Annotated in this window: 14 protein-coding genes; 7 read left to right on the top strand and 7 right to left on the bottom strand. The window is 66.1% G+C overall.

Features of this window, described 5'->3' with window-relative positions:
- Positions 1-238 precede the first annotated feature (238 nt).
- Positions 239-4,423 (bottom strand): hypothetical protein, encoded by a 4,185-nt coding sequence (locus ACFU5F_RS16050; RefSeq protein WP_381203340.1) that lies wholly within the window; start codon positions 4,421-4,423, stop codon positions 239-241.
- Positions 4,424-5,556: 1,133 nt separating this feature from the next.
- On the opposite strand from ACFU5F_RS16050, the gene ACFU5F_RS16045 reads away from it, so the two are divergent.
- From ACFU5F_RS16045 to ACFU5F_RS16035, 3 genes are all read left to right on the top strand, one after another.
- Positions 5,557-9,525: an NACHT and WD repeat domain-containing protein gene (locus ACFU5F_RS16045; RefSeq protein ID WP_159765124.1), complete on the top strand. Its 3,969-nt coding sequence runs from the start codon at positions 5,557-5,559 to the stop codon at positions 9,523-9,525.
- 153 nt (positions 9,526-9,678) lie between these two features.
- Complete coding sequence (locus ACFU5F_RS16040) at positions 9,679-10,254, top strand: hypothetical protein (protein WP_159765126.1); 576 nt, start codon at positions 9,679-9,681, stop codon at positions 10,252-10,254.
- 246 nt (positions 10,255-10,500) lie between these two features.
- Complete coding sequence (locus ACFU5F_RS16035) at positions 10,501-11,349, top strand: IS5 family transposase (RefSeq protein ID WP_383887300.1); 849 nt, start codon at positions 10,501-10,503, stop codon at positions 11,347-11,349.
- Between the two features lie 172 nt (positions 11,350-11,521).
- Here ACFU5F_RS16035 and ACFU5F_RS16030 read toward each other — a convergent pair whose 3' ends face one another.
- Entirely contained in the window at positions 11,522-11,830 is a 309-nt protein-coding gene (locus ACFU5F_RS16030) for a hypothetical protein (protein ID WP_381203344.1), read from the bottom strand.
- 118 nt (positions 11,831-11,948) lie between these two features.
- Here ACFU5F_RS16030 and ACFU5F_RS16025 point away from each other — a divergent pair, with 118 nt between their 5' ends.
- Both ACFU5F_RS16025 and ACFU5F_RS16020 read left to right on the top strand, forming a co-directional pair.
- Positions 11,949-12,257 carry a transposase gene (locus ACFU5F_RS16025; RefSeq protein ID WP_033329589.1) on the top strand — a complete coding sequence of 103 codons (309 nt, stop codon included), beginning with the start codon at positions 11,949-11,951 and terminating at the stop codon, positions 12,255-12,257.
- A complete protein-coding gene (locus ACFU5F_RS16020) occupies positions 12,254-13,171 on the top strand; it encodes an IS3 family transposase (protein ID WP_383887254.1) in 918 nt (305 codons plus the stop codon). The genes ACFU5F_RS16025 and ACFU5F_RS16020 overlap by 4 nt, the downstream gene beginning before the upstream one ends.
- A gap of 244 nt (positions 13,172-13,415) precedes the next feature.
- On the opposite strand, the gene ACFU5F_RS16015 is transcribed toward ACFU5F_RS16020, so the two are convergent.
- From ACFU5F_RS16015 to ACFU5F_RS16005, 3 genes are all read right to left on the bottom strand, one after another.
- Positions 13,416-14,705 carry a hypothetical protein gene (locus ACFU5F_RS16015; protein WP_383887252.1) on the bottom strand — a complete coding sequence of 430 codons (1,290 nt, stop codon included), beginning with the start codon at positions 14,703-14,705 and terminating at the stop codon, positions 13,416-13,418.
- 37 nt (positions 14,706-14,742) lie between these two features.
- Positions 14,743-15,606: a hypothetical protein gene (locus tag ACFU5F_RS16010; protein ID WP_381203348.1), complete on the bottom strand. Its 864-nt coding sequence runs from the start codon at positions 15,604-15,606 to the stop codon at positions 14,743-14,745.
- A gap of 201 nt (positions 15,607-15,807) precedes the next feature.
- Positions 15,808-16,290, bottom strand: a complete 483-nt coding sequence (locus tag ACFU5F_RS16005; RefSeq protein ID WP_383887250.1) for a hypothetical protein — start codon at positions 16,288-16,290, stop codon at positions 15,808-15,810.
- An 85-nt stretch (positions 16,291-16,375) separates the two neighbouring features.
- Between ACFU5F_RS16005 and ACFU5F_RS16000 the strand changes: the two genes are divergently transcribed.
- Entirely contained in the window at positions 16,376-17,254 is an 879-nt protein-coding gene (locus ACFU5F_RS16000; RefSeq protein ID WP_381203352.1) for a hypothetical protein, read from the top strand.
- Between the two features lie 449 nt (positions 17,255-17,703).
- Positions 17,704-18,960 (top strand): IS256 family transposase, encoded by a 1,257-nt coding sequence (locus tag ACFU5F_RS15995; protein WP_381203354.1) that lies wholly within the window; start codon positions 17,704-17,706, stop codon positions 18,958-18,960.
- Between the two features lie 128 nt (positions 18,961-19,088).
- Here ACFU5F_RS15995 and ACFU5F_RS15990 read toward each other — a convergent pair whose 3' ends face one another.
- Both ACFU5F_RS15990 and ACFU5F_RS15985 read right to left on the bottom strand, forming a co-directional pair.
- A complete protein-coding gene (locus ACFU5F_RS15990) occupies positions 19,089-19,403 on the bottom strand; it encodes a hypothetical protein (protein WP_381203356.1) in 315 nt (104 codons plus the stop codon).
- A gap of 47 nt (positions 19,404-19,450) precedes the next feature.
- The gene (locus tag ACFU5F_RS15985) at positions 19,451-21,670 is read right to left on the bottom strand and encodes a CHAT domain-containing protein (protein ID WP_381203358.1); all 2,220 of its coding nucleotides are present in this window, start codon (positions 21,668-21,670) and stop codon (positions 19,451-19,453) included.
- Positions 21,671-21,806 lie beyond the last annotated feature (136 nt).

Below are 21,806 nucleotides of genomic sequence, written 5' to 3'. Positions count from 1 at the left end.
CGGGCATCACCGTTCGTGGCTGCCCCCTTGTTGACGCAAGCGGGGGCATGAAAAGCATCTGAAGCGGCTCAAGGATGACGACGCCCCTTTTGCGGCCTCTTGAGAGCGAGGCTGCTTCGAGGCCCCGCCGTGCCCGACGGCCGCCGGCCTGGCAAGGCTGCAGCGTGGCTCTACGAGGTGTCGCCAAGGCAGGCATTGTGCCGATCCCGCGGGTCCTCACGACCGAGTTGACTGTTCGTCACGGTGAGTTCGGACTTTCGTGGGATGGGTTCGGTGCTTTGCGCCAGTCGCTGTCCTCGCTCGGCAGCCGGCAGTCCAGCACGTGTGCGGCGACGAGTAGCTGTTCGTCCTGTACGAGGAGGCGCGCTTGCTCGACCTGCTGGCTGCGGACATCGTCGATTTCGTGGCCGGTGCTGGGGCAACCGCGCCTATGGGCGTTCCAGCGTGTGGAGTCGAAGTAGCCGACCAGCAGCAGACCTGCGGTGTGTGGTTCGCTGAGGTAGGCGCGCAGTTGGGTACGCGTGGCGGTGGGCAGTTCGTGGTTCCAGCATCCTTTCGCTTCGATCACTACTCGGATGGTGTGCTGGCCGGTGCCGGGCGCAGAGGGGGCCTCGATCTGGAGATCGGTTCTCAGTCCGGGCAGGCCGGTGCGTCGTACCTGCACTTCCCGGTTGACGACGACGCGGTGTCCTCCGATGTCGCGGCGGAGGAAGGAGGCGACTGCGTCGCTGAGGTCGTCCTCCCAGCAGGGCCAGCACCGAGTGTTGGCCTCGAATCGGCTGCGGTCGCGGTTCCAGAGGTTGACGGCAGTGCCGTTGTATCCCTGCAGATCCTCCTGCATGGCGGAGAGTGATTCGCGGACCAGGTCGAGGAGTTGGCGGGCATCTCGTACCAGACGCGTCTGAGTGTCGGTCGCGAGGCGGATGAGCTGTTCGGGTTCGAGGGGCAGCGCATCTCGGTCGGCTGCTGCCCTGGCCGTGGCACGGCCGTATACGCGTAGTTGCGAAACGCCCGGGTGTGTCTGGGCAAGGCGGCGCAAAGCGGCTGCTGCGGAAGAGGTCGCCCTTGAGGCGAGTAGGCGTGGCACGTGCTGCAGCAGGTCGACGAGGCGGTCGTCGGGCTGGATGCCGAGCTGGGGGTGGCGTTGCAGGCGGGCGAGGCTGTCCTCGTCGAGCAAGAGGGTGTAGAGCTCGGCCAGCGTGTCGTCGTCGAGGCGGTGAAAGGACCAGGTGTCGGGGTCGTGTCGGGTGAGCTGGCTGCGGTATTGCTGCAGGACGGAAGCGTCGCTGAGGGCGCGCCGTAGTGCGGGCCAGGAGGTGGCCAGGCTGTGGTGGTGGGGCATGGACTGGGCTGCGAGCAGCCATCGCTGCCGTGCCGGATCGTCCGGTTGCCGCGTTCGCGGGTCGGCGTCCAGGGCTTGGGCGAGTTGAGTGAGGGCCTGGGGGTCGTGTGCTGCAGCGAGTTCGTCGACAACGGCGTGCCACTGCTCGGGACTGCGTTCAGTATGCAGGGCCCAGGTGTGCAGAGTTGGTCTGAGTGCGTAGGTGGGCGGGCCCCCCAGGGCGCCGGCCAGGGTGCGCACGGTGTGGATCGAGGCGTGGTCCAGGGTGTCAGTCAGTCGTGGCGGGAGGTGGTCTTGGGCTCGCTCGACGCACAGCGGCAGCCAGGTGGCGCGGGTGATGTTCTCTCTGGATTCGTAGGCGGGGGCGGCGGCGAGGGCGAGGGCCCAGCCGGCCCAGTGCTCGGGGGTGACGTCCAGGGCCATGGGATCGGGGATCAGGGCGAAGGCGGTGAGTTCGGCAGCTGGGCGCGGGTCGCCGCCCGCGTTGAGGAGAGCGGTCGCGGTGAGTGGAAGCAGCTGCCTCAGGAGGTGGGCTGCTGCCTGGGCCAGACGCGCACCGAGGTCGCTGTCGGCCGCCGGACGGGACGGCGCGTGGGAGGCGTAGCTGAGCAGGCTCGCGTTGTGGCGGGAGGGGGAGCCGTCCGGGGTGCGGTGCAGCTGCTGAAGCACCTCGTTCCACGCAGGGAGCGGATCGCCCGCGTCGCTGGTGGCGATGACCTCCTCGATCGCGGTGTTCAGTGCTGCTGCGTCGAAGCGGCGTTTTTGGGCTGCGGCTTCCCGGCGTTCGGCCCGCTCTTGTTGCTGACGGGGGTAGATCTCCCACTGGAAGGCGGTGGCGGCGGCGAGTGTGGGATGAGCACGGCGGGCGGCCTCGCCTCGGGCTTTGGCGTCTGCGTTCGTGGGTGGGGTGAAGCGGACGGCGTGTGAAGCCAGGTCCGCGTTGGCGGTGATGAGTTGGTCCCAGTGTTCCATCCAGTACAGCGCGTCGGCGCCAGGGAGGATGGCGTCTTGGGGGATCACGCTGAGGGCGGTGGAGAGCTGCTCTTCGTCGCTGTGCTGGAGCGTGTGGAGGGCGACCTCGCGGCGGGTGTGGGGGCATGCTCCGAGGGCGTCCGCGAGATCCTCCAGAGCGGCCTGCATCGGGTCGGTGTAGAGGAGGTCCTCGCCGTGGTCGACGAGATGGAGGATGGCCCTGCTGACCAGGGGAACGAGATCTGCGGTGGGGGTGTCTTCGTTGAGGGTGACCGCGCGTGCGAGCAGGCTGACGGCCAGGGGGCAGCTGACGGGGGTGGTGGAGTCTGGCTTCAGTGCGTCCTGTGCCCAGGTGACGGCTTCGACGACGGTGGTGCCATCGATACGCTCTGGAATTTCGCGCCGCAGCCGATCGGCCACTCCCCCGAAGTCCTGATCACTATCGCGGAAACGGGCGAGGAGATCCGCCAACGGCAGGTGCTCTGGGTAGAGGCGGTCCAGTGCCGCGGCGACCACCTCGCGTGAGGTGTCGTCGGTCAAGGCGGTCAATCGGGCGATCGTCTGCCTGGGGGCGGGCAGGGTGATACCGGTCAGGGCCGCAGTCCGCATAGAACCGTCGTAGCTGAGGTTTTCGGCGACTGCCATGAGAGCGTCGTTCAGTTCGGGATGAGGACATGCCCAGGCGATCTCGAGGGCCGCATACATCAGATGTGGGGCACTGGCCGTTGTCAGGCGTGCCTCGAGTTGTGCAGGTAGGTCTGGATGATCCAAGCGGTGCAGCAGGCTGGGGTCGAGGGTGAGGGTGCTGTCCCGCTCCAGCGCGGTGAACAGGGCGTCGACGGTACGCGCGCGCTCGGCGGCAGGCATGCTGGGCAGGTCGGCCAGCAGAAGGATGAGCGGGGCGTCACGCAGAAGGTCGGCGAAAAGGACGGGATCGCTGGTGGCGCGCCAGGCGGCTACTTCCTGATGAGCGGGGATGACGTGGCGGGCGTCGCCGTCACCGATCCACAGGAGCTGGCGTTGCGGTTCTGGCTGCATGGCACGCGTGCGCAGGAAGTACGCGGCGAGGAATTCGCGGTAGCTGTCGTGGGCGAACACCCACCGCAGTTCACCGACCGGCGCCAGGAGCCCCGACTCGGTCACCTGACGCAGCTCCCACAGCGTGCACGGGACCTGACTGTCCAGGTGTCCGGGTTCATCGCCGCCGTCCAGGCGTGAGAGCCGCAAGTCGGCTGCGGAGGCGCCCCCTTCGGCGGGGGTGTCGGCCACCGCTGTGTAGGGGCCGAATTGCAGGGCTGCCGCCAGGCGCGCCGCGACGGCCAGCAGATGTTCGGGAGAGCTCTCGGCCTGAAGCTGGCGGCGGTCGGTGGGGCGCCGGTGTTCGGTACAGAGCCTCAAGCACGCTTGCAGATAAGCGTCTTGTGCAGTTTTGGGCAGACTGGCGTTCGTTTGGTAGCTGTCGAGGAGCTGCAGCAGAGTGACGGGGTGCGTGGCGAGTGCCATAAGTCCTTGCTGGCGGACCGCTTGGAGGAATGCCTCGGTGTCCGTGACTTTGAATGCCTGCGCGGCGAGGGCGACGTCGTCACGGCTCAGGGGCGCCATCGCCATGATCTTGAGGTCCGTCCAGCGTTGCCGCAGAGCATCCTCCAGGCGCGCGGGCCAGCGGGCGCTGCGGCATGTGATCCGCAGCCGCAGGGCTTTGAGAGCCTCTTGGGGAAGAGTTGCGAGGACGTCGTCCATGAGCTGATCCAGTTGGGGAAGGTCGTTGAGACCCTCGTCCAAGCCGTCGAGCAGGACGTGCCACTCCCCCGCTTCGGTGGAGGGCGGCGTCAGGGCCTGTCGAAGCCGCGTCTGCGCCGATTCCATGGTGGTGCACTGTTTCAGCTCCAACCAGGCAGCCGGCACACCCTCCTTGCTCAGAGCCTCGTACTCCTGAAGGAGGGCGACGCTCTTGCCCAGGCCACGCTCACCACGAAGGACAAGCACTGCCGTGCTGCGCTCTTGGGCCAGCAGCACGCCGGCCTTCGAGTTGGCTGGTGGCCAGCCGTAACGGCCCTGCGCCGGTGGCTCGTCCAGCAAGAACAGTCGCCGCTGCCACGGGAGCCGCATGAGGTGGCCTCCTGAGATTCCGGGACTGCCTGCCGCGGCCCCACCGTGAACGGAAGTCCATTGTGATGCCTGCTGACTGCGCTGATGCGCGACACGGGCGTCACGAGGGAATGCTGGGAGCAGGCAGACTCCGGTGCGGTTCACGGACCGAAGGGGCCGGCCGTGGAGTCTTCCGCTTGAGAACAGGGCACTGCAGAAGTTGTGCCAGTCGGGCACAGGTACAACTCCTGCCGGGTCGCGATGATCTTGGTCGTCGCGTGCGTTGAAGGCCGCTCTACTCAGGGCTGTCCCGCGTCTTGGCTAAGGACCCGTGCCATGTGGACGATGCCGCGCGGGACGCGGGACAGGCTGGTGGCGACCGTTACGGCTCCGCCAGCGGTCAGTAGGGCCAGGTACCAGTCGAAGCCCTGGGTAAGCATCCAGCCTGTGAAGAGCAGCACGCTGAGAGTCTGAACGACCTGCGGCCAGGTGACGGTGCGGACCGGCGGAACGGAGTGGGCTGGACATGCATTCTCCGTAACACGTGACAAGTTGGCCACCATGAGCCTCCTAAGAGCCATCAGTATGTGACTGATGTGTCGCATACGAGGGGAATGATCAGGTGCGTGACCGTCGGCGCCGCACCTGACGTAGGGCATCAGCCGCAGAACGTCCCGAGGGCTCGTGCGGCAATCGATACCGGGATCCAGGCCAACATATGTGCAGCGGTGGACTGATGGCATGGGTGGAACTGTCCGGATGGGCAGAGTCTCCCGGGATCGGACGGCTGAACTCATTCACGCTGAGCACACGCGACATCCAACCGGACAGCGACGTTCTGCCCGCATGGATCAATTTCGCACACGAAGACCATTCCAGCGGATCAAAAAAGGAGCAGGGACGGTCAGAAAGGACTGGACTTCGATCATCGGGTGGTGCAGATGTCGCGTGCGGGACACCTGTCTCCCGGTTCGACGGCGGTCCTCCTGTCACATGTCACGAACCAGGAGCATATGCTTTAGATCTCCTTGACTGCGCTGCCGCCGGCGCGGACAGCAGATCGGACAACGAATCGGACGGCCCCGCAGTGCAAGCGGCGGGTATCGCGCAGTATGGTCTGGTCAGTTGTTGGGTGCCGCTTATCAAGGAGACCCGTGAGCGAACTTCCGCCGCAGGCACCGATGTCACCCTCTGCCGAGGACTGCAAAGATCCGTTCGCTTTCGGCGAGGCATTCACGAGATTGCGCAGTCGGGCGAGGATTTCTCTGCGGATGCTGCAGAAGTCATGCGCGGAGGACCATCCGGTCAGTCATTCGACTATCGAGCACTGGGGGAAAGGGGGGGTTGTATCGGAGTCCAACGAGCCGGCATTCCGGCTCGTGCTGCAGAAACTGGGGGTGACCCAGCAAGCTGATCTGGAGGCATGGCTGCAGGCTGCCCGCGCTTTGCGGTCCTGGCGTCAGCGACCGTCGATCGCCGGGCCTTACCGCGGTCTGAAGAGTTACGACTCCGACTACGCTCAGGTCTTTTTCGGTCGGGAGCTGCTCGTCAAGCGCGTTCTGAGTGAACTGGAGGCTGTACGGGGCAAGGGAGGCACGATCCTACTGACCGGCGCTTCCGGCACAGGCAAGTCCTCGCTTCTGAAGGCCGGCGTCGTTCCGGCCCTGCGCGCTGGCAAGTTACCTGGCAGTGCCGACTGGCCGACAGTGAGCATGATTGCCGAAAGCGACGAACCGGACCCCTTGGACAGTCTCGCAAAGGCAATGGCTTCCTGCGCAGAGGCGGAACTTGCAGAGGTCACCGGGGCGCTGCACAGTGGGCCGCAGGCGGTCGAGGCCCTCATGCAGCAGATCGTCACCCTCGGGCGTGGTGCACGCCCCGGCGGGGGACCAGCGCCAGACGCAGACAGCCGGGTAGTCGTGATCATCGATCAGTTCGAACGGGCTTTGGTCAGCGCCGAGGACGGTCCCGGCAGCGACGAGCGGCTCCAAGCCTTCTACGCCGTTCTGCGCACGATGACGTCCGTACCCACGGCCGCAATTGTGATCTTGAGTGTGCGGCTTGACTTCCTCAACGCTGCCCTGCAGAGCGCTCCTTCGCCAGCGGGGGCGGACAGAAGACCTCCCGTCTTCGTCGAGCCGATCGGTGAGACGGACCTGACTGCCATCATTGAAATGCCCGCTCGCGCTTTCAAAGTGAATCCAGAGGCCGGTTTCGCCGGTTTGGTCCTGGGAGACATCTCCGCACGTGGAGGCCGACTCGCGCACCAGACCGGCGTCCTGCCCTTGCTCTCCCATGCGCTCCAGATGACCTGGGAGCGCGGCGGTGGCCGCGAGATGACCAAAGCCAACTACCGGGCGGTCGGCGGCGTCGAGGGCGCGCTGCGGGTCACCGCTGAAGAGATTTATGCTGCCCTGTCTCCCCGTCAGCAGGAGATCGCGCGGCAGATGTTCTTGAGTCTCGTGCACGTGCAGCACTCCGGTACCGCTACCCGCCGCCAGATCTCCCAGGATGATCTGTTCGACGAGGTCAACTGCGAGGAGGCGGAGCTTGAGGTTGTGCTGGATCGCTTCGTGGAAGGACGGCTGCTCGTCATCGACGACACGACCGTCGAGATCACGCACGAGGCTCTGATGGTCGCCTGGCCGACGCTGCGGGTGTGGCTTGACGCCGACCGCGGCAGCCGCCTGGTTGCGCAGCAGGTCGTGGCCGATGCGCGCGCTTGGGATCAGGCGAAGCGGCCGGTGTCCGACCTGTACTCGGCAAGCCGGCTGCAAAGCGCACAGGCCTGGCGTACGAACTATCCTGCAGATGTCACCGAGTTGTCGCAGGCATTCATCGACGCATCCGTCAGGCAGTCTCAGAAACGAACCCGGCGGCTGTGGGGCACGATCGCCGCGTTGACTGTTCTGGTGATGCTGACAGGTACCTTGGCCGTGGTGGTGTCCTGGCAGAAGAGCGACCTCAAGCAGCAGCGTGATGAGGCGCAGTCCCGGACCCTGGCCAGCCAGGCAAGCATCCTGCGCCACAAGGACGTCAACCTCGCCCGCCAGCTGGCGCTGGCCGCATACCAGATTTCCCCCACCACCGAAGCGCGCTCGGCTCTGATCGAAGCGACGGCTCTCCCGCCGGCCGTTCGGATGCTTGGCGGCAAGGACAGCGGCATCATGTATGCGGTCGGGATTCATCCGGGGGGTGCGGTCGCCGCCGCTGCTGTGGAAGGCACGGTTCGGTTCTGGAACCTGGCCGACGCAGGTCACCCCGCACCGCTTCCGGCCCTGCCCGGTTCCACCTGCCGCAAGTTCTACGCGCTGGCTTTTTCTCCCAGCGGAGATCTGCTGGCCGGTCCCTGCAACGACGGCACCATCCGCTTGTGGAACACGCGTAACCCGAAGGCTCCGGTCGCGTTGCCGGCCCTGCGCGGCCTGGGCGCGAAGGTCTACTCAGTCGCCTTCAGCCCGGATGGCGGCCTGATGGCCGCTGCCATCGCCGAGCCGGAGGCCGACGGCGTCGCCGTCGGAAGCATCCGGCTGTGGTCGGTCACCGGCTCCGCTGTGCAGCCGTTGAGCGCAGCGGTACGTGTCGACGATGCGGCTCCGGCCAAGTCGGTGTCCTTCCGCAATAATCAACAGCTCGCGGTAGGCACCGACGACGGCACCGTGCAGCTGTGGGACATCAGCAGCCCCGACCGACCCACTGACCCGGTGGAAGTCCCGGGAACGACGAAGGCGATTGGCCAGCTGGCTTTCAGCCCTGACGGAAAGCTGCTCGCCGCTGGCGGCGCCGACAACCTGGTCCATCTCTGGTCGACGAGTGGCTCCCGCCCTCGCGCAGAAGGAAAGCCGATCGGCGGCGCGACAAGCTACATCAACGCGGTCGCCTTCTCTCCGGACGGCGCCACACTCGCAATCGCCAGCTCCGACGGCGTCAACGGAATCCGTCTGCTGGACCTCGCCTCTCGTCGGATCATCGCCACGCTTCCGCACCCGGCCCCCGTCACGTCGGTGAAGTTCAGCCCCGACGGCAAGAGCGTGATCACCGGGGCGAACGACGGCACCGCTCGGCTCTGGCCCGTGAACATTCCGACCCTGGAAGGCATGGCCTACATCGTCAGCGCGGCGCGTTTCAGCCCCGATGGCAAAACTTTGGCCATCGGCAGCGCCGACCTGCAACTCTTCGATGTCACCCAGGCACACAGCCCTCATCGTCTCGGGCCGGCCGTCTCCAACCCGGACACGTTCTCCGGCACTGTCGCTTTTGCCCCCAACGGCCGTCTTCTCGCCGAGGGCCGCGGCAGATCCGGAACCGTCCAGCTCTGGAACGTTGCCACCCCCGCACGGCTGTCAGAGCTCGGTCCGCCGCTGGAAGCCCACTCCAAACAGGTCGAGGCTCTGGCCTTCAGCCCAGACAGCACCACCCTGGCCACCGGAGCGCGCGACGGGAGCATGCGCCTGTGGGATGTGCGCACACCCGAGCGGCCGAAGGAGCTCGCCGAGCCCGGCCCATTCGACGGCATGGTGACCGACATCAGGTTCAGTCCGGACGGGCGACTCCTCGTCGCCGGCAGCGCAGACAAGACGGTTCGGTTCTGGGACGTCAGCAACCCGAGAAAGCCCCGACCGTACGGCGCACCCATCACTCCCGCCAATCACTACGTCTTCTCAACGGTGTTCAGTGCGGACGGCTCGCTACTCGCCGTGGGCTTGGCCGACAGCACCGTCCGGCTCTACGACGTCACCGAGCCCGGCCGTCCCGAAGCCATCGGGCAACCGCTGACCGGGCCGGAGGGATATGTCTCCGCCCTCTCCTTTACCAGCGACAGCGCCTTCCTGGCCGCGACCGCCACCGACGGCACGGTGTGGCTCTGGGATCTGCAGGATCGCCGGTCCCCCACCGTATGGGCGACTCTCCGCACAAGCACCGACGCCGTGTACCCGGTCAGCTACAAGCCCCGCTCACGGACTCTGGTCGCCGGGGGTGCCGAGAAGAAGGCCTGGATCTGGAACACCGACGTCACTGAGGCGACCGCCTTGATTTGCCGCACCACAGGGGACCCGCTCACCCCCGAGGAATGGGACAAGTACTTTCCCCCCGACCGTTCCTACGCCCCGCCCTGCCCCTGAGTTCACATGCTCACAAGCGTCCGACAGGCTGTCCGATCTGGGCTTTTGAGCCCGCAGGACAGGGTGGGAGCCGAATCCCGCCGTCATGCTGGAGTCGTCCAGCCGCCACAGGGGCCGCACTGGCCCACTGCAAGAAGGGGACCTCACCCGATCATGAACCTTGCAACACGCCTTCGCCGCGCGGGCCGGAAGCCAGCCGTATGGATCGCGGCCCTGACGACGGCGTTCGGTTTCACGGCTCTGGCACCGTCAGCGGAGGCTGCTCCCTACCCCTACTGCGGTCCGAGCAAGTACGTCGAGAAGATCGAAGTCGCCCATTGGGCAGACGGCCAGTTCCAGGTCGTCCTCACCCCTACGCACGAGGCCCGCTGGCACGCCTTCGCCGCTCTCAACCCCCGCGATGCCGTCGTCGAGCAGTGGCACGCGATCCAGGCGTGCGTGCCCGGGCTCTATGGCGGAGTCGCCGACACGATCTGGGACCAGTTGGAATGCCACCAGCTGAACTCGTGGATGGTCCTGCCTCGGGAAGGAAGCAAGTGGGCGACCGGGGAGACCTACGATCTGGAGAGCTGGCGTCCCGTGCTGCCGCGTGTCGTCTCGGGAGAAGCCCTCATCATCACCGAGTGCCTGAACCACATGGGAGTTGACCCGGCCGGCCCGTTCAGCACCCCCTTCCGCCCCGACGACGGCCAGGTCGACCTGTACCAGGCGAACAGGAACATCGCCTGACACCCCTCAGAGGACGGGCTCATTCGCTGAGAAGCCGTATCTCAACCGATCTTGGAACGTGTGGATCGAACGGAGTTCCTGGTCGGGTGATCTTCCGGCGGTACGCGCATGAAGGCAGGGCCTCCTGGTAGCTCGGGGGTGCGACCCCATTCCGAGCGGTTCCCGGAGGCCCTGTTGTCGTTGTTGTACGCGCCCGAGCCCGTTGACTTCAACTCGCCCGCCGTGTCGTGCGATTGCCTCGCGCACGTGTACGGCAACGCGGCCGATCATCCTGATCGGGTTCGCCGGTATCCGTCGGACACGACGGACGCGGAGTGGGCGGCCATCCGGCCGTTGTTGCCGGTGCCGGCCTGGCTTCAGGGGCGGGGCGGACGGCCCGAGGGCTACTGTCACCGGCAGCTGCTGGACGCGATCCGTTACCTGGTCGCGGGCGGGATCTCGTGGCGGGCGATGCCCGCGGACTTCCCCGGCTGGGGCCGGGTTTACGCCTTCTTCCGCCGGTGGCGCGAGCATGGGCTGATCGCCGAGTTCCACGACCGGCTGCGCGGGAAGGTCCGTGAGCGCGAGGGCCGTGAGGCCGAGCCTACGGCGGGGATCATCGACGCGCAGTCGGTGCGGGCCGCCGCGACGGTGCCGGCTGCCTCACGCGGCTACGACGGGGGGAAGAAGGTGCCGGGCCGCAAACGGCACATCGTGACCGATACCCTCGGTCTGCTCCTGGTCGTCGCGGTCACCGCCGCGAACATCGGGGACCGGGACGCCGCCGTCGGCCTGCTGACCCGGCTGCGCCGCCTGCACCGCGACATCACCCTCGTCTGGGCCGACGGCGGCTACACCGGCTCCCTCGTCGGCTGGTGCCGGGACAAGCTCGCCCTGACTTTGGAGATCGTCAAGCGCACCGACGACATGACAGGGTTCGTGGTGCTGCCGAGACGGTGGGTGGCAGAGCGCACGTTCGCGTGGCTGATGAACTCCCGCCGTCTGACCCGGGACTACGAGACCCTGCCCGCCACCAGCGAGGCGATGATCCGGTGGTCGATGGTCACGCGGATGAGCCGACGTCTGGCACGGCCACGGGCCGCCGGCCGGCACTGAATGCCCCCGACGCCTCCAGGAGGAGCCACCCGCGCTCCGCCAGGCGCCGGGCTTTCGACCGCAGCCCCTCGACCTTCGCCGGCGTCGCCTCAAGGCCCAGCTCCACCGCGATCTCCTTGGCCCGAAGCGGCCCGTGACCCGTGGACCGCTGCTGTTCCAGCACGCCCAGAATTCACTGATAGTCCGGCGCAAGAACCGTCACCGGCAGCCCTTCCCGCCAGGGCGGCACCGGCGAGCCCGGCACCGGCGCGAGCGACGGCGCCGCTTTCTGCTCCGCCTCGGTCATGGTCACGGCAGTGGACTCGGCCGCAGAGACTGCCAGGGCCTCGACCAGTTCCTCCCGCGCGATCACCCGCCGGTCCAGCTCGATCTCCGCGGCCTCCAACACCTCAGCCAACCGCGCGACTTCCTCCCGCAGACCCTCCACCCGCATGCGGGCAGCCGCCTCCCGCTCCTCCAGCATTCCCAGCACCGACGCCACCGCGCACTCCTCGACCATGAAGCGGACACAAGACGTCGGCATGCCTCCCTGAGGTTCCCCCGAGATGCGGGGGTTGATGACAGTGGGTCAGATGGTCTTCATGAGAGGAACATCGACCATGGCTGCTCCCAGAAAGTACTCGCTCGAATTGCGTGAGCGCGCGGTGCGGATGTATCGCACCTCGGACCCGAAGCCGCAGATCAAGAAGCTCGCCGTCGACCTCGGTGTGCATCCGGAGGCCCTGCGCGGCTGGATCCGGCAGGCCGAGGCGGACGCCGGCGAGCGCGATGACCGGCTCACCACCGACGAACGCGCCGAGCTGGTCGCGCTGCGCAAGGAGAATGCCCAGCTCAAGCGGGCGAACGATGTCCTGCGGACGGCGTCGGCTTTTTTCGCGGCGCAACTCGACCCGACCCGGCCCAGGTGACCGCGCTCCTTGACGAGCATCCCCGCCTGGGAGTCGAGTGCGTGCTTCGGGAACTGCACCTCTCCTCCTCCACCTACTACCGGTGGCGCCGCGCCGAGCGCGAACCGTGCGAACGGCGGCGTCGTGACGCCGAGCTGACCGAGCGGATCAAGGAGATCCACACGGAATCCGGCGGCGTCTACGGCTCACCGCGCGTGCACGCCGTCCTCAAGCGGGAGGGCGTCCACGTCGGGCGCAAACGCGTCGAGCGGCTGATGCGCGAGGCCGACATCGCAGGCGTGAGCCCGAGACGGAAGGGCTTCACGCGCCGTGACCCGAAGGCCACGCTCGCCCCGGACCTCGTGGAGCGGGACTTCACCGCGAAGGCGCCGAACCGGCTGTGGGTCACCGACCTCACCATGATCTCGACCGGCGAGGGGCCGTTGTGGCTCTCCGCGATCCGCGACGCGTTCTCCCGCCGGGTGGTCGCGTGGGAGACCTCCGCCCGAGCCGACGCCGACCTGGTGCTGACCACGCTGGAGTACGCCCTCGCGTCCCGCGAGGTCGAGCCCGGCAGGCTCATCCATCACGCCGACCACGGCTGTCAGTACACGTCCATCAAGCTAACAACTCGCCTGGTCAGAGCGGGAGTTCAGGCATCTATAGGTTCCGTCGGGGACTCGTACGACAATGCTCTCGCGGAGAACCTGTGGATGCTGATCAAGACGGAGTGCGTGCGCGGTCGCGTCTTCGCGACCAGGGCCGAGGCGAACCTCGCGCTCTTCGAGTACATCGACGGCTTCTACAACAGCCGGCGCATCCAGGAACGGCTCGGCTGGCTCAGCCCGATCGAGTTCGAGGAAGAGCACTACACCAAGCAGGCGACGGCCGAACCGACGAACCTGAACACCCGCCAACCCGCTCTGACCAGCTGATCAGCACCTACCGCACAGCGGGGGAACCTCACCCTCAACCCGAGCGAAACCATGCCTGACCAGCAGGAGTCAAGTGATCACGTTCGATTGAGATACGGCTTCTGATATCCGGCGAAAGCCTCCTGCCCCAGCCCCTGGTATGCGAGCACCCGGCACGCATACAGCGGGCTGGGGCTACCTGCACGGCGTGCGGGTCATCCTCTGCATCCAATGACCTGCATGCGCACGGCCCCTACTGAGGCGGTCATCCCCGCTTGGGCTCGTATGGGCTCCAGCCACGCAGGTACGGGCGCAGGTCTTCTGGTGTGATCGCCGGGGGTTCTGGTGTCCCTGGGTTCTGGGGTACTGGGTCGATGCGGTCGGCATAGTCCCGGGCCCAGGTCGCCCAGGCAGTGGCTGCTTCGGCCTTGCCAGAGGTGGCGTGGTGGTCTTCGAGTGCGTCGCAGTAGGCGCGGATGGCGGTGGCTTCCTGCCATGCCTGCACTTGCGTGCGCAGGGCTTTCAGCCGATGGTCTTCCAGCAGGGCGGTGCGAGCTTGTTGCATCGCGGTCAGCCAGCGTTGGCGTGTCTCTTCTTCTTTGCGCTGTTGAGCCTGCTGTCGTTCGTACTCGGTGTGTGCACGGTGAGCGATCTCTCTGAACAGGGCGGGGAGTTTGTCTTCCAGGCTCCACTGCTTCCGGTCTCCCCAGTGAGTACGCCGGCCCCGATGCGCGTAGGTGTGCTCGAGGCTGAGCTCGAGTTCGTGGGATGGGCGTGTGGTGCGCGCGGTCACGCGTTGCCAGGCGTATTTTGCGCTGCTGGGGTCGGGGACCTCGTAGGAGCCTTCGTGGAGGGAGAGCGGGAAGGAACTGTCGCCGATGGTGATCACCAGGCTGGCTGCTGAACCGGTCTCTGGGTTGCTGACCGTGTAGGTGTTGGCCTCGGCTGCGTGGCAGAGGGCGTGGAGGATGCGGCGGGCGCGGGGCTGGCAGTCGGGGCAGGCCGGGATGTGTGCTGCGGCGGCTGCGGGGTGCAGGCGTTCTGGGGGCAAGTTCTCGGGAACTGGAACGGACTCGCCTGGGGGCGCGGAGCGTCGCGGCGGTGACCCAGGGCGCAGGGTGATGACCAGGTCGCCTTTGTCGCGTCCGGTGTGCCGGAGATGGTGGCCGTCAGGGACCAGGTGGTCTGCGCGTGCAGTGTGCAGGGCGCGGCGCCAGCGGGCGCGCTCGTCCGGGGTGGGGGTGGTGATGTGCAGGGTACCGCCGGCTTGCTGGAGTCTGGTGATCAGTTCAGCCGCCTCGGGGGCCGTCGAGGGGGCAGAGGCGTTCGAACGTGGGGCGAGCGAGGCGTCGGTGCGGGCGAGGTGTCGACAGCCGGCCTCAGTGGGGGCTGCGCTCCAGCGACCGTCAGCCCGGGTCATGGCGACCAGGCCCTGGTCGCGCAGGGCATAGACGGTCGTGGTGAGGCCGGAGTCGTCGGAGGTGACGGGTTTCTCGCCGTGGCAGATGCGACGCAGGACGTCGAGCTGGCGCTCGCTGAGCTTGGTGCGGGCCACGGAATCTTCCTGTCGTCGGTGCCAGGACGGTCGGATGTCAGTCGTCGCGCTCTGCATGGCGCAGCGTCTCGAGGGGGATGCCGAGTTCCCGCTCGAAGCGGTCGGCTGCCCTGACCTGTCCGGCCTGGCGGAGACAGCCGATGGCCTGCTCCATGAGCTGGCCGATGCGGAAGACCTCATCACGCAGCGCCTTCAGTTCCTCGAAGCTCTCTACAACGTCCGCGCCGCACCACTGGCGCAGCAGGTCGTAGGCGGGTTGGGAGCTACGATCGACCTCTGCGCAGATCTCGGGGCTGATGTGTGTGCCGGAATTCTTGCCGCGGCCACGGTAGTAGCGGCCGTAGATCGCGGCTTGCCGTGCCTGGCGTTCGTGCTGGTCCACGACGGCCATGAGATGGTCGGCCCGGCTGCGGGCCAGGAGCCGCGCCACCTCAACGGTGGTGGGCCAGGGCGCGGTCAGTGCACCATCGGTGTCGGTGAAGGCCCGCGGGTCACTACAGAAGAAGCTCTCGGGCACGTCGAGGAGCGTCGCCAGCGCGGGCACATCGTCGACGTACAGCAGTCCCCGGTCACGGTAGTTGACGCCGAAAGACACCAGCCCCTCCCACAGGTGCTCGTCGAACAGGATGACGACCGCTCGGAATGCTGTGTCTTCGTCGTCCGGGCTGTCCCGCGTCAGCTCGCTCCACCGCTCCTCGCGGGCCAGCCAGGCATCCTTGTCCTGCCAGACCACACGCAGCCGGGCCGGCGGCACCCACTCCTGCCTGCCTTCGGCTTCCTCCGCGACGAAGCGGACTTTGACACGCAGCGGGCGTTGCGTGGCCATCTTCAGGACCTCGACTTCCGCGACCGGTCCGTGGTGCGGCGCCACCCGGTACGCCCACCGCTCCCCCACTTCCACAGGCCCCCCTCTCCTGGCGAACGTTTCGCCACCATCCTGCTCCTGATCACACGACAGGAGGGTGAGCTCCGGCAGATCTGGCCCCCGTGGCGGTGTCCCCAAGTCCCTGGGTGGAGCGGCGTTTCGCTCGCTGGGCCGTCGGCCGCTGCTGCTGGGCGCTCCGATCCGGCAGCTGCGGTTGCGGTCCATGCCAGTCGAGGTTCAGGCGGCGCGCTCATAAGCGGTGCTGGTCCCGAAGACTTCGTCGAAGGGAAGCGCATGACGGCTACTGACCAGATGGTAGGCACCACTGGTGGGCCGGAGCGTGTGGAAGGCGTTGTAAAGGACTTCCGCGGGCGTCAAAACCCAGAGGTCCCCCAGGACGTAGTACAGCGGTACGGGCGCATGAGCGCCCATGAACTGCAGGCCTGCCAGGGCGCACGTGTGGGAGATGGCATAGTTCTGGGACGAGGTGCTGGGCATGCGGGCTTTGGCGTCGATGGTGACCAGCTCGCTGCCGCGAGCGGCGATGAGGTCGGGAAAGTAGCGCAGTGCCGAGTGCGTGTGGCCCAGGGCTTGCTGAATCGGTGCCGGGTAGGTGCCCTGTCCGCAAGGGTGGACGGTCCAACCGCGTGTCTCAAGTGCCTGTTTCACGGTGCGTTCGTGCTGGTCTCCGATGGTCTTTCGTGCCAGCCAGTCGGTCACTCCTGCGCCTCCCTGTCGGCCGCAACTTCGCGTAGTACGAAGCTCCACTGTGTTGTATTACCACCGTAGCGGCTATGATGCCGACATGCCGGAGTACGTTGACCCACGTTTTCGTCCTACGCTGTGGCCTGGGTCCACCATCCCGATCCCGCCCCTGACGCGACGCATCAAGAACGTGCGCGTGGAGGGCGACTGGATCCTGTGGACTCCCGCTCCCTTTGAGGACCGCACCTTCGTAGAGCTGCCCGAGGACTTCTACCTGCGCGAGCTGATGGAACTGCCGGCCGACGACCTCGAGGGCGCAGCCCGCATGATGTCGGCCTACGGCCCACTCTTCGGCGCCGACCGGGACGATCTGTCCTTCGATAACGAGGAGGTGTACTACAAGGTGCAGGACATCCCCGAAGCCGGCAGCGATCAGCAGTCCCATCCGTTCGGTGTCCACCGCGACCTGGTGGCCATCTACGTGCGGACCGCGCAGGACGCGATCACGACATGGCTGGCCTGCCAGCAGGAGGGCGGGCTCGAGGAACTCGTCCGCCCGCACGTCACCGAGGAGACGCTGGCCGACCTTCGAGCACAGACCCAGCACCGCGAGCAGCCCTGGCCGCAGTCGCTCGAGGAGCTGCAGGAGATACTCATCGACGCCGAACTCACCTCGCTGGAGGAGGTGCTGAACCGGGCCCTTGGCCGCTTCAGCATCGGCATCGGCGATCTCTCCGACCGCTACCCCACCGTCTACTCCGCGGCGTTCCTGCAGCTGTACAACCACCTCGTCGAAGGCGCCACCATCCACCACTGCGCCAACGAGAAGTGCGGCCGCGCCTTCGTCCGCCAACGCGGCCGCGCCGCATACCGCCAACACCGCACCACCGGCGTCAAGTACTGCTCCCGCGAATGCGCCCGCGCCCAGGCCCAACGCGAACTCCGCCGACGCCGCAAGCAAGAGGCCAGCAATCCCTGAATGTGGGCCATGGCTTGAGAAGCTCGTGGATCATCCGGCATGTCCGTACGTCCCAGAGTTGGACGTCTTCAGCGCCGGTGGCCAGGACGTTGCACCACCGACTACGGGCCAGAGCCGAACAATTTACAGTCCCGCCAGATCTGCAGGGCCGCAGGAAACCGCCTCCACGACACCAGGCGGCGAAAAGGCGCCATCTTCGGCGTAGGACGGAGTTCATCCTGCCCAACGGCTCGCTCCGTACTCTGAGTTATCGGTGGATGATCACTTCTCCCCATGTGGGTGAGGATAGGCTCCTCGGAAGCAGGCGCCTGCGACCGCCAGAGGCATGAGCAATGCTCATGACTTGTGGATCGGCCTCAGGTTGGACGCGAAGGGCGTACCTTCCCGAGTGATCGACTTCTGGTCATCGAGTAGGCCGACGTTGCACCGTCGGCCGGGAAGGCACGCCCGTGTTCAGCGTAGTGAATGCCGACGGTTCCACCGAGACCGGCTCCCTGATCGACGACATCGTCCGCGAGGGCGCGAGGCGGATGCTGGCCGCCGCCCTGGAGGCCGAAGTCAACGCCTACATAGCTGAGTTGGCCGACCAGCGTGACGAGGCGGGTCGGCGGCTGGTGGTCCGCAACGGCTACCACCGCGAACGCGCGGTGACCACGGCCGCCGGCTCGGTCGAGGTCAAGGCACCGCGGGTCAACGACCGACGGGTCGACGAAGCGACCGGCGAACGCAAGCGATTCTCCTCGAAGATCCTGCCGCCGTGGTGCCGCAAGTCGCCGAAGGTCTCCGAGGTGCTGCCGCTGCTCTACCTGCACGGATTGTCGTCCGGGGACTTCGTGCCCGCGCTGGAGCAGTTCCTGGGCAGCTCGTGCCGGGCTGTCGCCGGCCACTGTGACGAGACTGACCAGGCAGTGGCAGGACGACCACGCCACCTTCCAGGAGCGCGACCTGTCGCAATCCGACTACGTGTACGTGTGGGCCGACGGCGTGCACCCCAAGGTCCGCCTGGGCCAGCCCGCTCCTGTGTCCTGGTGCTGATGGGCGTGCGCACCGACGGCTCCAAGGAGCTGATCGCGCTGGCGGAGGGGCTGCGGGAGTCGACCGAGTCGTGGGCCGACCTGCTGCGCGACTGCCGTCGGCGCGGCATGCGCGATCCGGCGCTGGTGGTCGGGGACGGCGCGATGGGCCTGTGGAAGGCCCTCGCGGAGGTGTTCCCCGATGCCTGGCATCAAAGGTGCTGGGTTCACAAAACCCGGAATGTCGCGAACGCCCTGCCGAAGTCCGCACAGCCGGGCGCGAAGAAGGCCCTGCAGGAGATCTACAACGCCGAGGACCGCACCCACGCCGAGAAGGCCGTCAAGGCGTTCGAGAAAGCGTACGGCGCGAAATGGCCGAAGGCCGTGAAGAAGATCACCGACGAGGTCGACGAGCTGCTGGCGTTCTACGGCTTCCCCGCCGAGCACTGGATCCATCTGCGCACCACCAACCCCATCGAGTCGACATTCTCCACGGTGCAACTTCGTACGAAGGTCACCCGCGGCGCGGGCAGCCCGGCCGCCGCCCTGGCGATGGTGTTCAAGCTTGTCGAGTCCGCCCAGGCCCGCTGGCGCGCCGTGACCGCACCCCACCTCGTCGCCCTTGTCTGGGCCGGCGCCCGCTTCGAAAACGGTCACCTCGTCGAACGCCCCGAGGAACCCGTCGCAGCGTGACACACCTCAACCGACCCACCATTCTTGACAGCCGCTCCTCGCGCCCTGCGATCCCGCGCTGTCTGTTCACATTTTCCTGCCTCCCCAGAGTTGGGCGGGGGCGCAAACGCTGGGTGCCCCGACGATCATCAGTTGTTCTCGTCGGGGCGGAGTAGCCGTTCGAGTTCCTCCTGGGTGGCTTGGACAATGAGGACGCGCTGGCCCGCTTCGTTCTCCGCGGCCACAACACTCCCCTCACCGCGGCTCAACCACAGATCGCGAAGCGCACATAGTGCCTGCAGGATGGAAGCTGCGCTTCCCGCCACCGAGAGCACCGTGACTGGGTCCATGGCCCGTGACGGCCGGCCCCTGGAGATCGTCACGCCGTCGCGAGCCCGCAGCGCGCCTTCTGCGACCTCGACTTCCGCTTCCACACGGGACTCAATCCGAATGTCGATTTCCACTAGACCACCTTTCACATCCTACTTTTCGCATCTCACGCAAGGGGTCGTCAAGGAGTGCCCATATAGGAGAATGAGGCCCAGTCCTCAAGGCCCTGATCGGCCGACAAGGCGCGCTGTGCACAGGCCACCGCGCGTTGGGGGGTTATTCCCTCGGCCATTGCGGTGTAGAGATGACGGATGAACTTTTCAGCGGTGTCATCGTATACGGCCCATCTGCTTGCGATAACGGCACGGGCGCCCATGCGTAAGAAACTCCCTGTCAAACCTGTGCAGTCGTTCGTCGTACCGAAGGACGTCAGACCCGACGAGCAGGCTGAAAGGGTCACCACTGGGTCTCTCGTGAAACGGCGCTCCAGAAGGTCTCCAGCGGTTACCCGTTTCGAGTCGTTGCTGTGGTCGTCTGTCAGATGCAGGGCGGATCGCAAGGGTGCTAGGGGATTGAATGTTCCGTGACAGGCAAAGTGCACTAGGTGATAGTCGCCCCCCAATGTATTCAGCACGTCCGCTTTGGTGCAGTCGGCCCCGTAGAGAACGTCGACTCTGTCCGTCCACAGCTCTCTCAGGCGTTCGACCTCGACGGACACTCGCGGAAGATCAGTGCCACTGTAAACCACGGCAAGAACACGAGTACCCTGTTCCCCGACTACCCGCTGAGCCAGGTGATTTCCGAGCAGCACGGACGGCAGGTAGAAGAGTTCGAACTTCCGACCCAAGAGTTGGGCGCCGTCAAGAGGAATTCCTTCGTAGGCCACATGGCTCAGCGGGCCAGGTGCACTAATGGCGATCCTTTTTCCACCCCAGTCTTGAATTACTTTCTCGATGCCGCCTAGCATGATTTTATGAGCCTCGGCGCAAGATCGGCGCAAACGGCGCTCGCGGAATGTTCCCGGCTCAAGGTGCAGGCCCGCGATCACGCGCTCCAAGGTGTTGGGATCGATCGGCCACTGGTGGCCCTGTACGTCCCAGCCACGTGCGCCGTCTGGGAAGGCCAGGATCGCCGACATCTTGCCAGAGGTGGCGGTGAAGCTGCAGATGGCGGTGTCATCTGGCCACCCCGCATCGCGCAGCGCCATCAGACCTCTGTTGATGCGTTTGGAGGGCCTGTCTATATTCACCAACTCAGCGACATCTTTGCGAATTTGCACAGGAATTCGGGGAATTATGTGCCATCGTGTAAGAACGCGCCGACGGGAGGGGAGATGGACCCGCGGTCCAACTAAAACGCGCACGAGCGAGGCGCTGACGCGGCGCCGAATATCTTCCGGAGTCTCTCTACCAAAGCGCACGGTGGTTGCTCTGACTGTCTCGACAGTTTCCAGTGCCGATCGCGGCCTGCCTAGCGCGACCTGCAGACGGGCCACTTCATCGAAAGCATTGCAGTATTGCACAGCGCCGTGACCCAGCGTGGTTTCGTCGTCCGCGATGAGAAGTTGCTCCTGAGCCGTTCTGGCTGCCAATTGGAACGATGCGAGCGCGCCGTGGGGGTCGCCACGCGCCTCCTGCATCCGCGCGATCATGATCAAGTTCCTGCAGAACTGCTGGATATCCAGGTTACGCGGGCTGTCAAAGCTGGCAAGTACGTCACGCAGCGCTTGGAGGGGCGGGGATACCGAGCTCTCGGTCAGGCTCAGGAGTGCCTCTGCCCTCGACACTCGCAGAGAGCCCCGCACTTCACCGAGAGCTGGGTCGGTCAGGGCCAGATCAAAGAGGCGAACAGCTTTGTCGAGGTCCTCTCGTGAGGCATCGCCAGACTGGAGCAGAGACCCGAGAGCATGCCGTGTCCGGGCCAGTCCTTCCTGCATGTTGGTGCGTTTTTCGAGGCTCTCGGCCTCTTCCACCAATACGCTGCAGATCTCCAACGCATTCTCCGCGGCGGCCACGCCGATCGCTCGATAGCTTTCTGGCCCTCCGGTCAGCGCAAGTTCCGGGTCACCTCCGGCCAGTAGGCTGTTGATCGAAAGAGCGAGATTGTGAAGGATCGCATATCGCGCCAGAGGTTCCGCTTCAGTTTCGGCGCATTCTCTCAATATTGCGACCGCTCGGAGACCGGCAGTCAGTTCTCCAGTCTCCCGGTAGTACTGACGCAGCAAGGACCCTTCCAGGTTCATCAGGGGTAACGCGCCGGTGTCATAACTGCACCAGGTATGAAGGCTACGGATGAAAAGAACGGTAGGTATGAGATGCTGTGCTGCATCCGGGTAATAGCTTCGCCACTTCAGCTCATCGACAAGCCTTCGAACGTCGGCGGCAGCATCGACGCCCCACACGTGGTGATTTCCTGCCTCTAGCGGCCGGAAGTCGTTGAACCGACTCGGGTATTCAGGCCGGAGCCATGTTGATATCGGAAAGTACTGACTCGAACCGCAGTCAGGGCAGCTGACCGGTCTGAATAGTGCAGTCCTC

The sequence above is a fragment of the Streptomyces sp. NPDC057438 genome (assembly GCF_042802995.1).
Classification (GTDB): Bacteria; Actinomycetota; Actinomycetes; order Streptomycetales; family Streptomycetaceae; genus Streptomyces.
This window is presented reverse-complemented; position numbering and strand designations above follow the sequence as displayed.

What these genes read in the sequence shown, in the direction of transcription:
- ACFU5F_RS16050 (WP_381203340.1), bottom strand. Translation starts at nt 4,423, where the DNA reads ATGCGGCTCCCGTGGCAGCGGCGACTGTTCTTGCTGGACGAGCCACCG.
- ACFU5F_RS16040 (WP_159765126.1), top strand. Translation starts at nt 9,679, where the DNA reads ATGAACCTTGCAACACGCCTTCGCCGCGCGGGCCGGAAGCCAGCCGTA.
- ACFU5F_RS16025 (WP_033329589.1), top strand. Translation starts at nt 11,949, where the DNA reads ATGGCTGCTCCCAGAAAGTACTCGCTCGAATTGCGTGAGCGCGCGGTG.
- ACFU5F_RS16000 (WP_381203352.1), top strand. Translation starts at nt 16,376, where the DNA reads ATGCCGGAGTACGTTGACCCACGTTTTCGTCCTACGCTGTGGCCTGGG.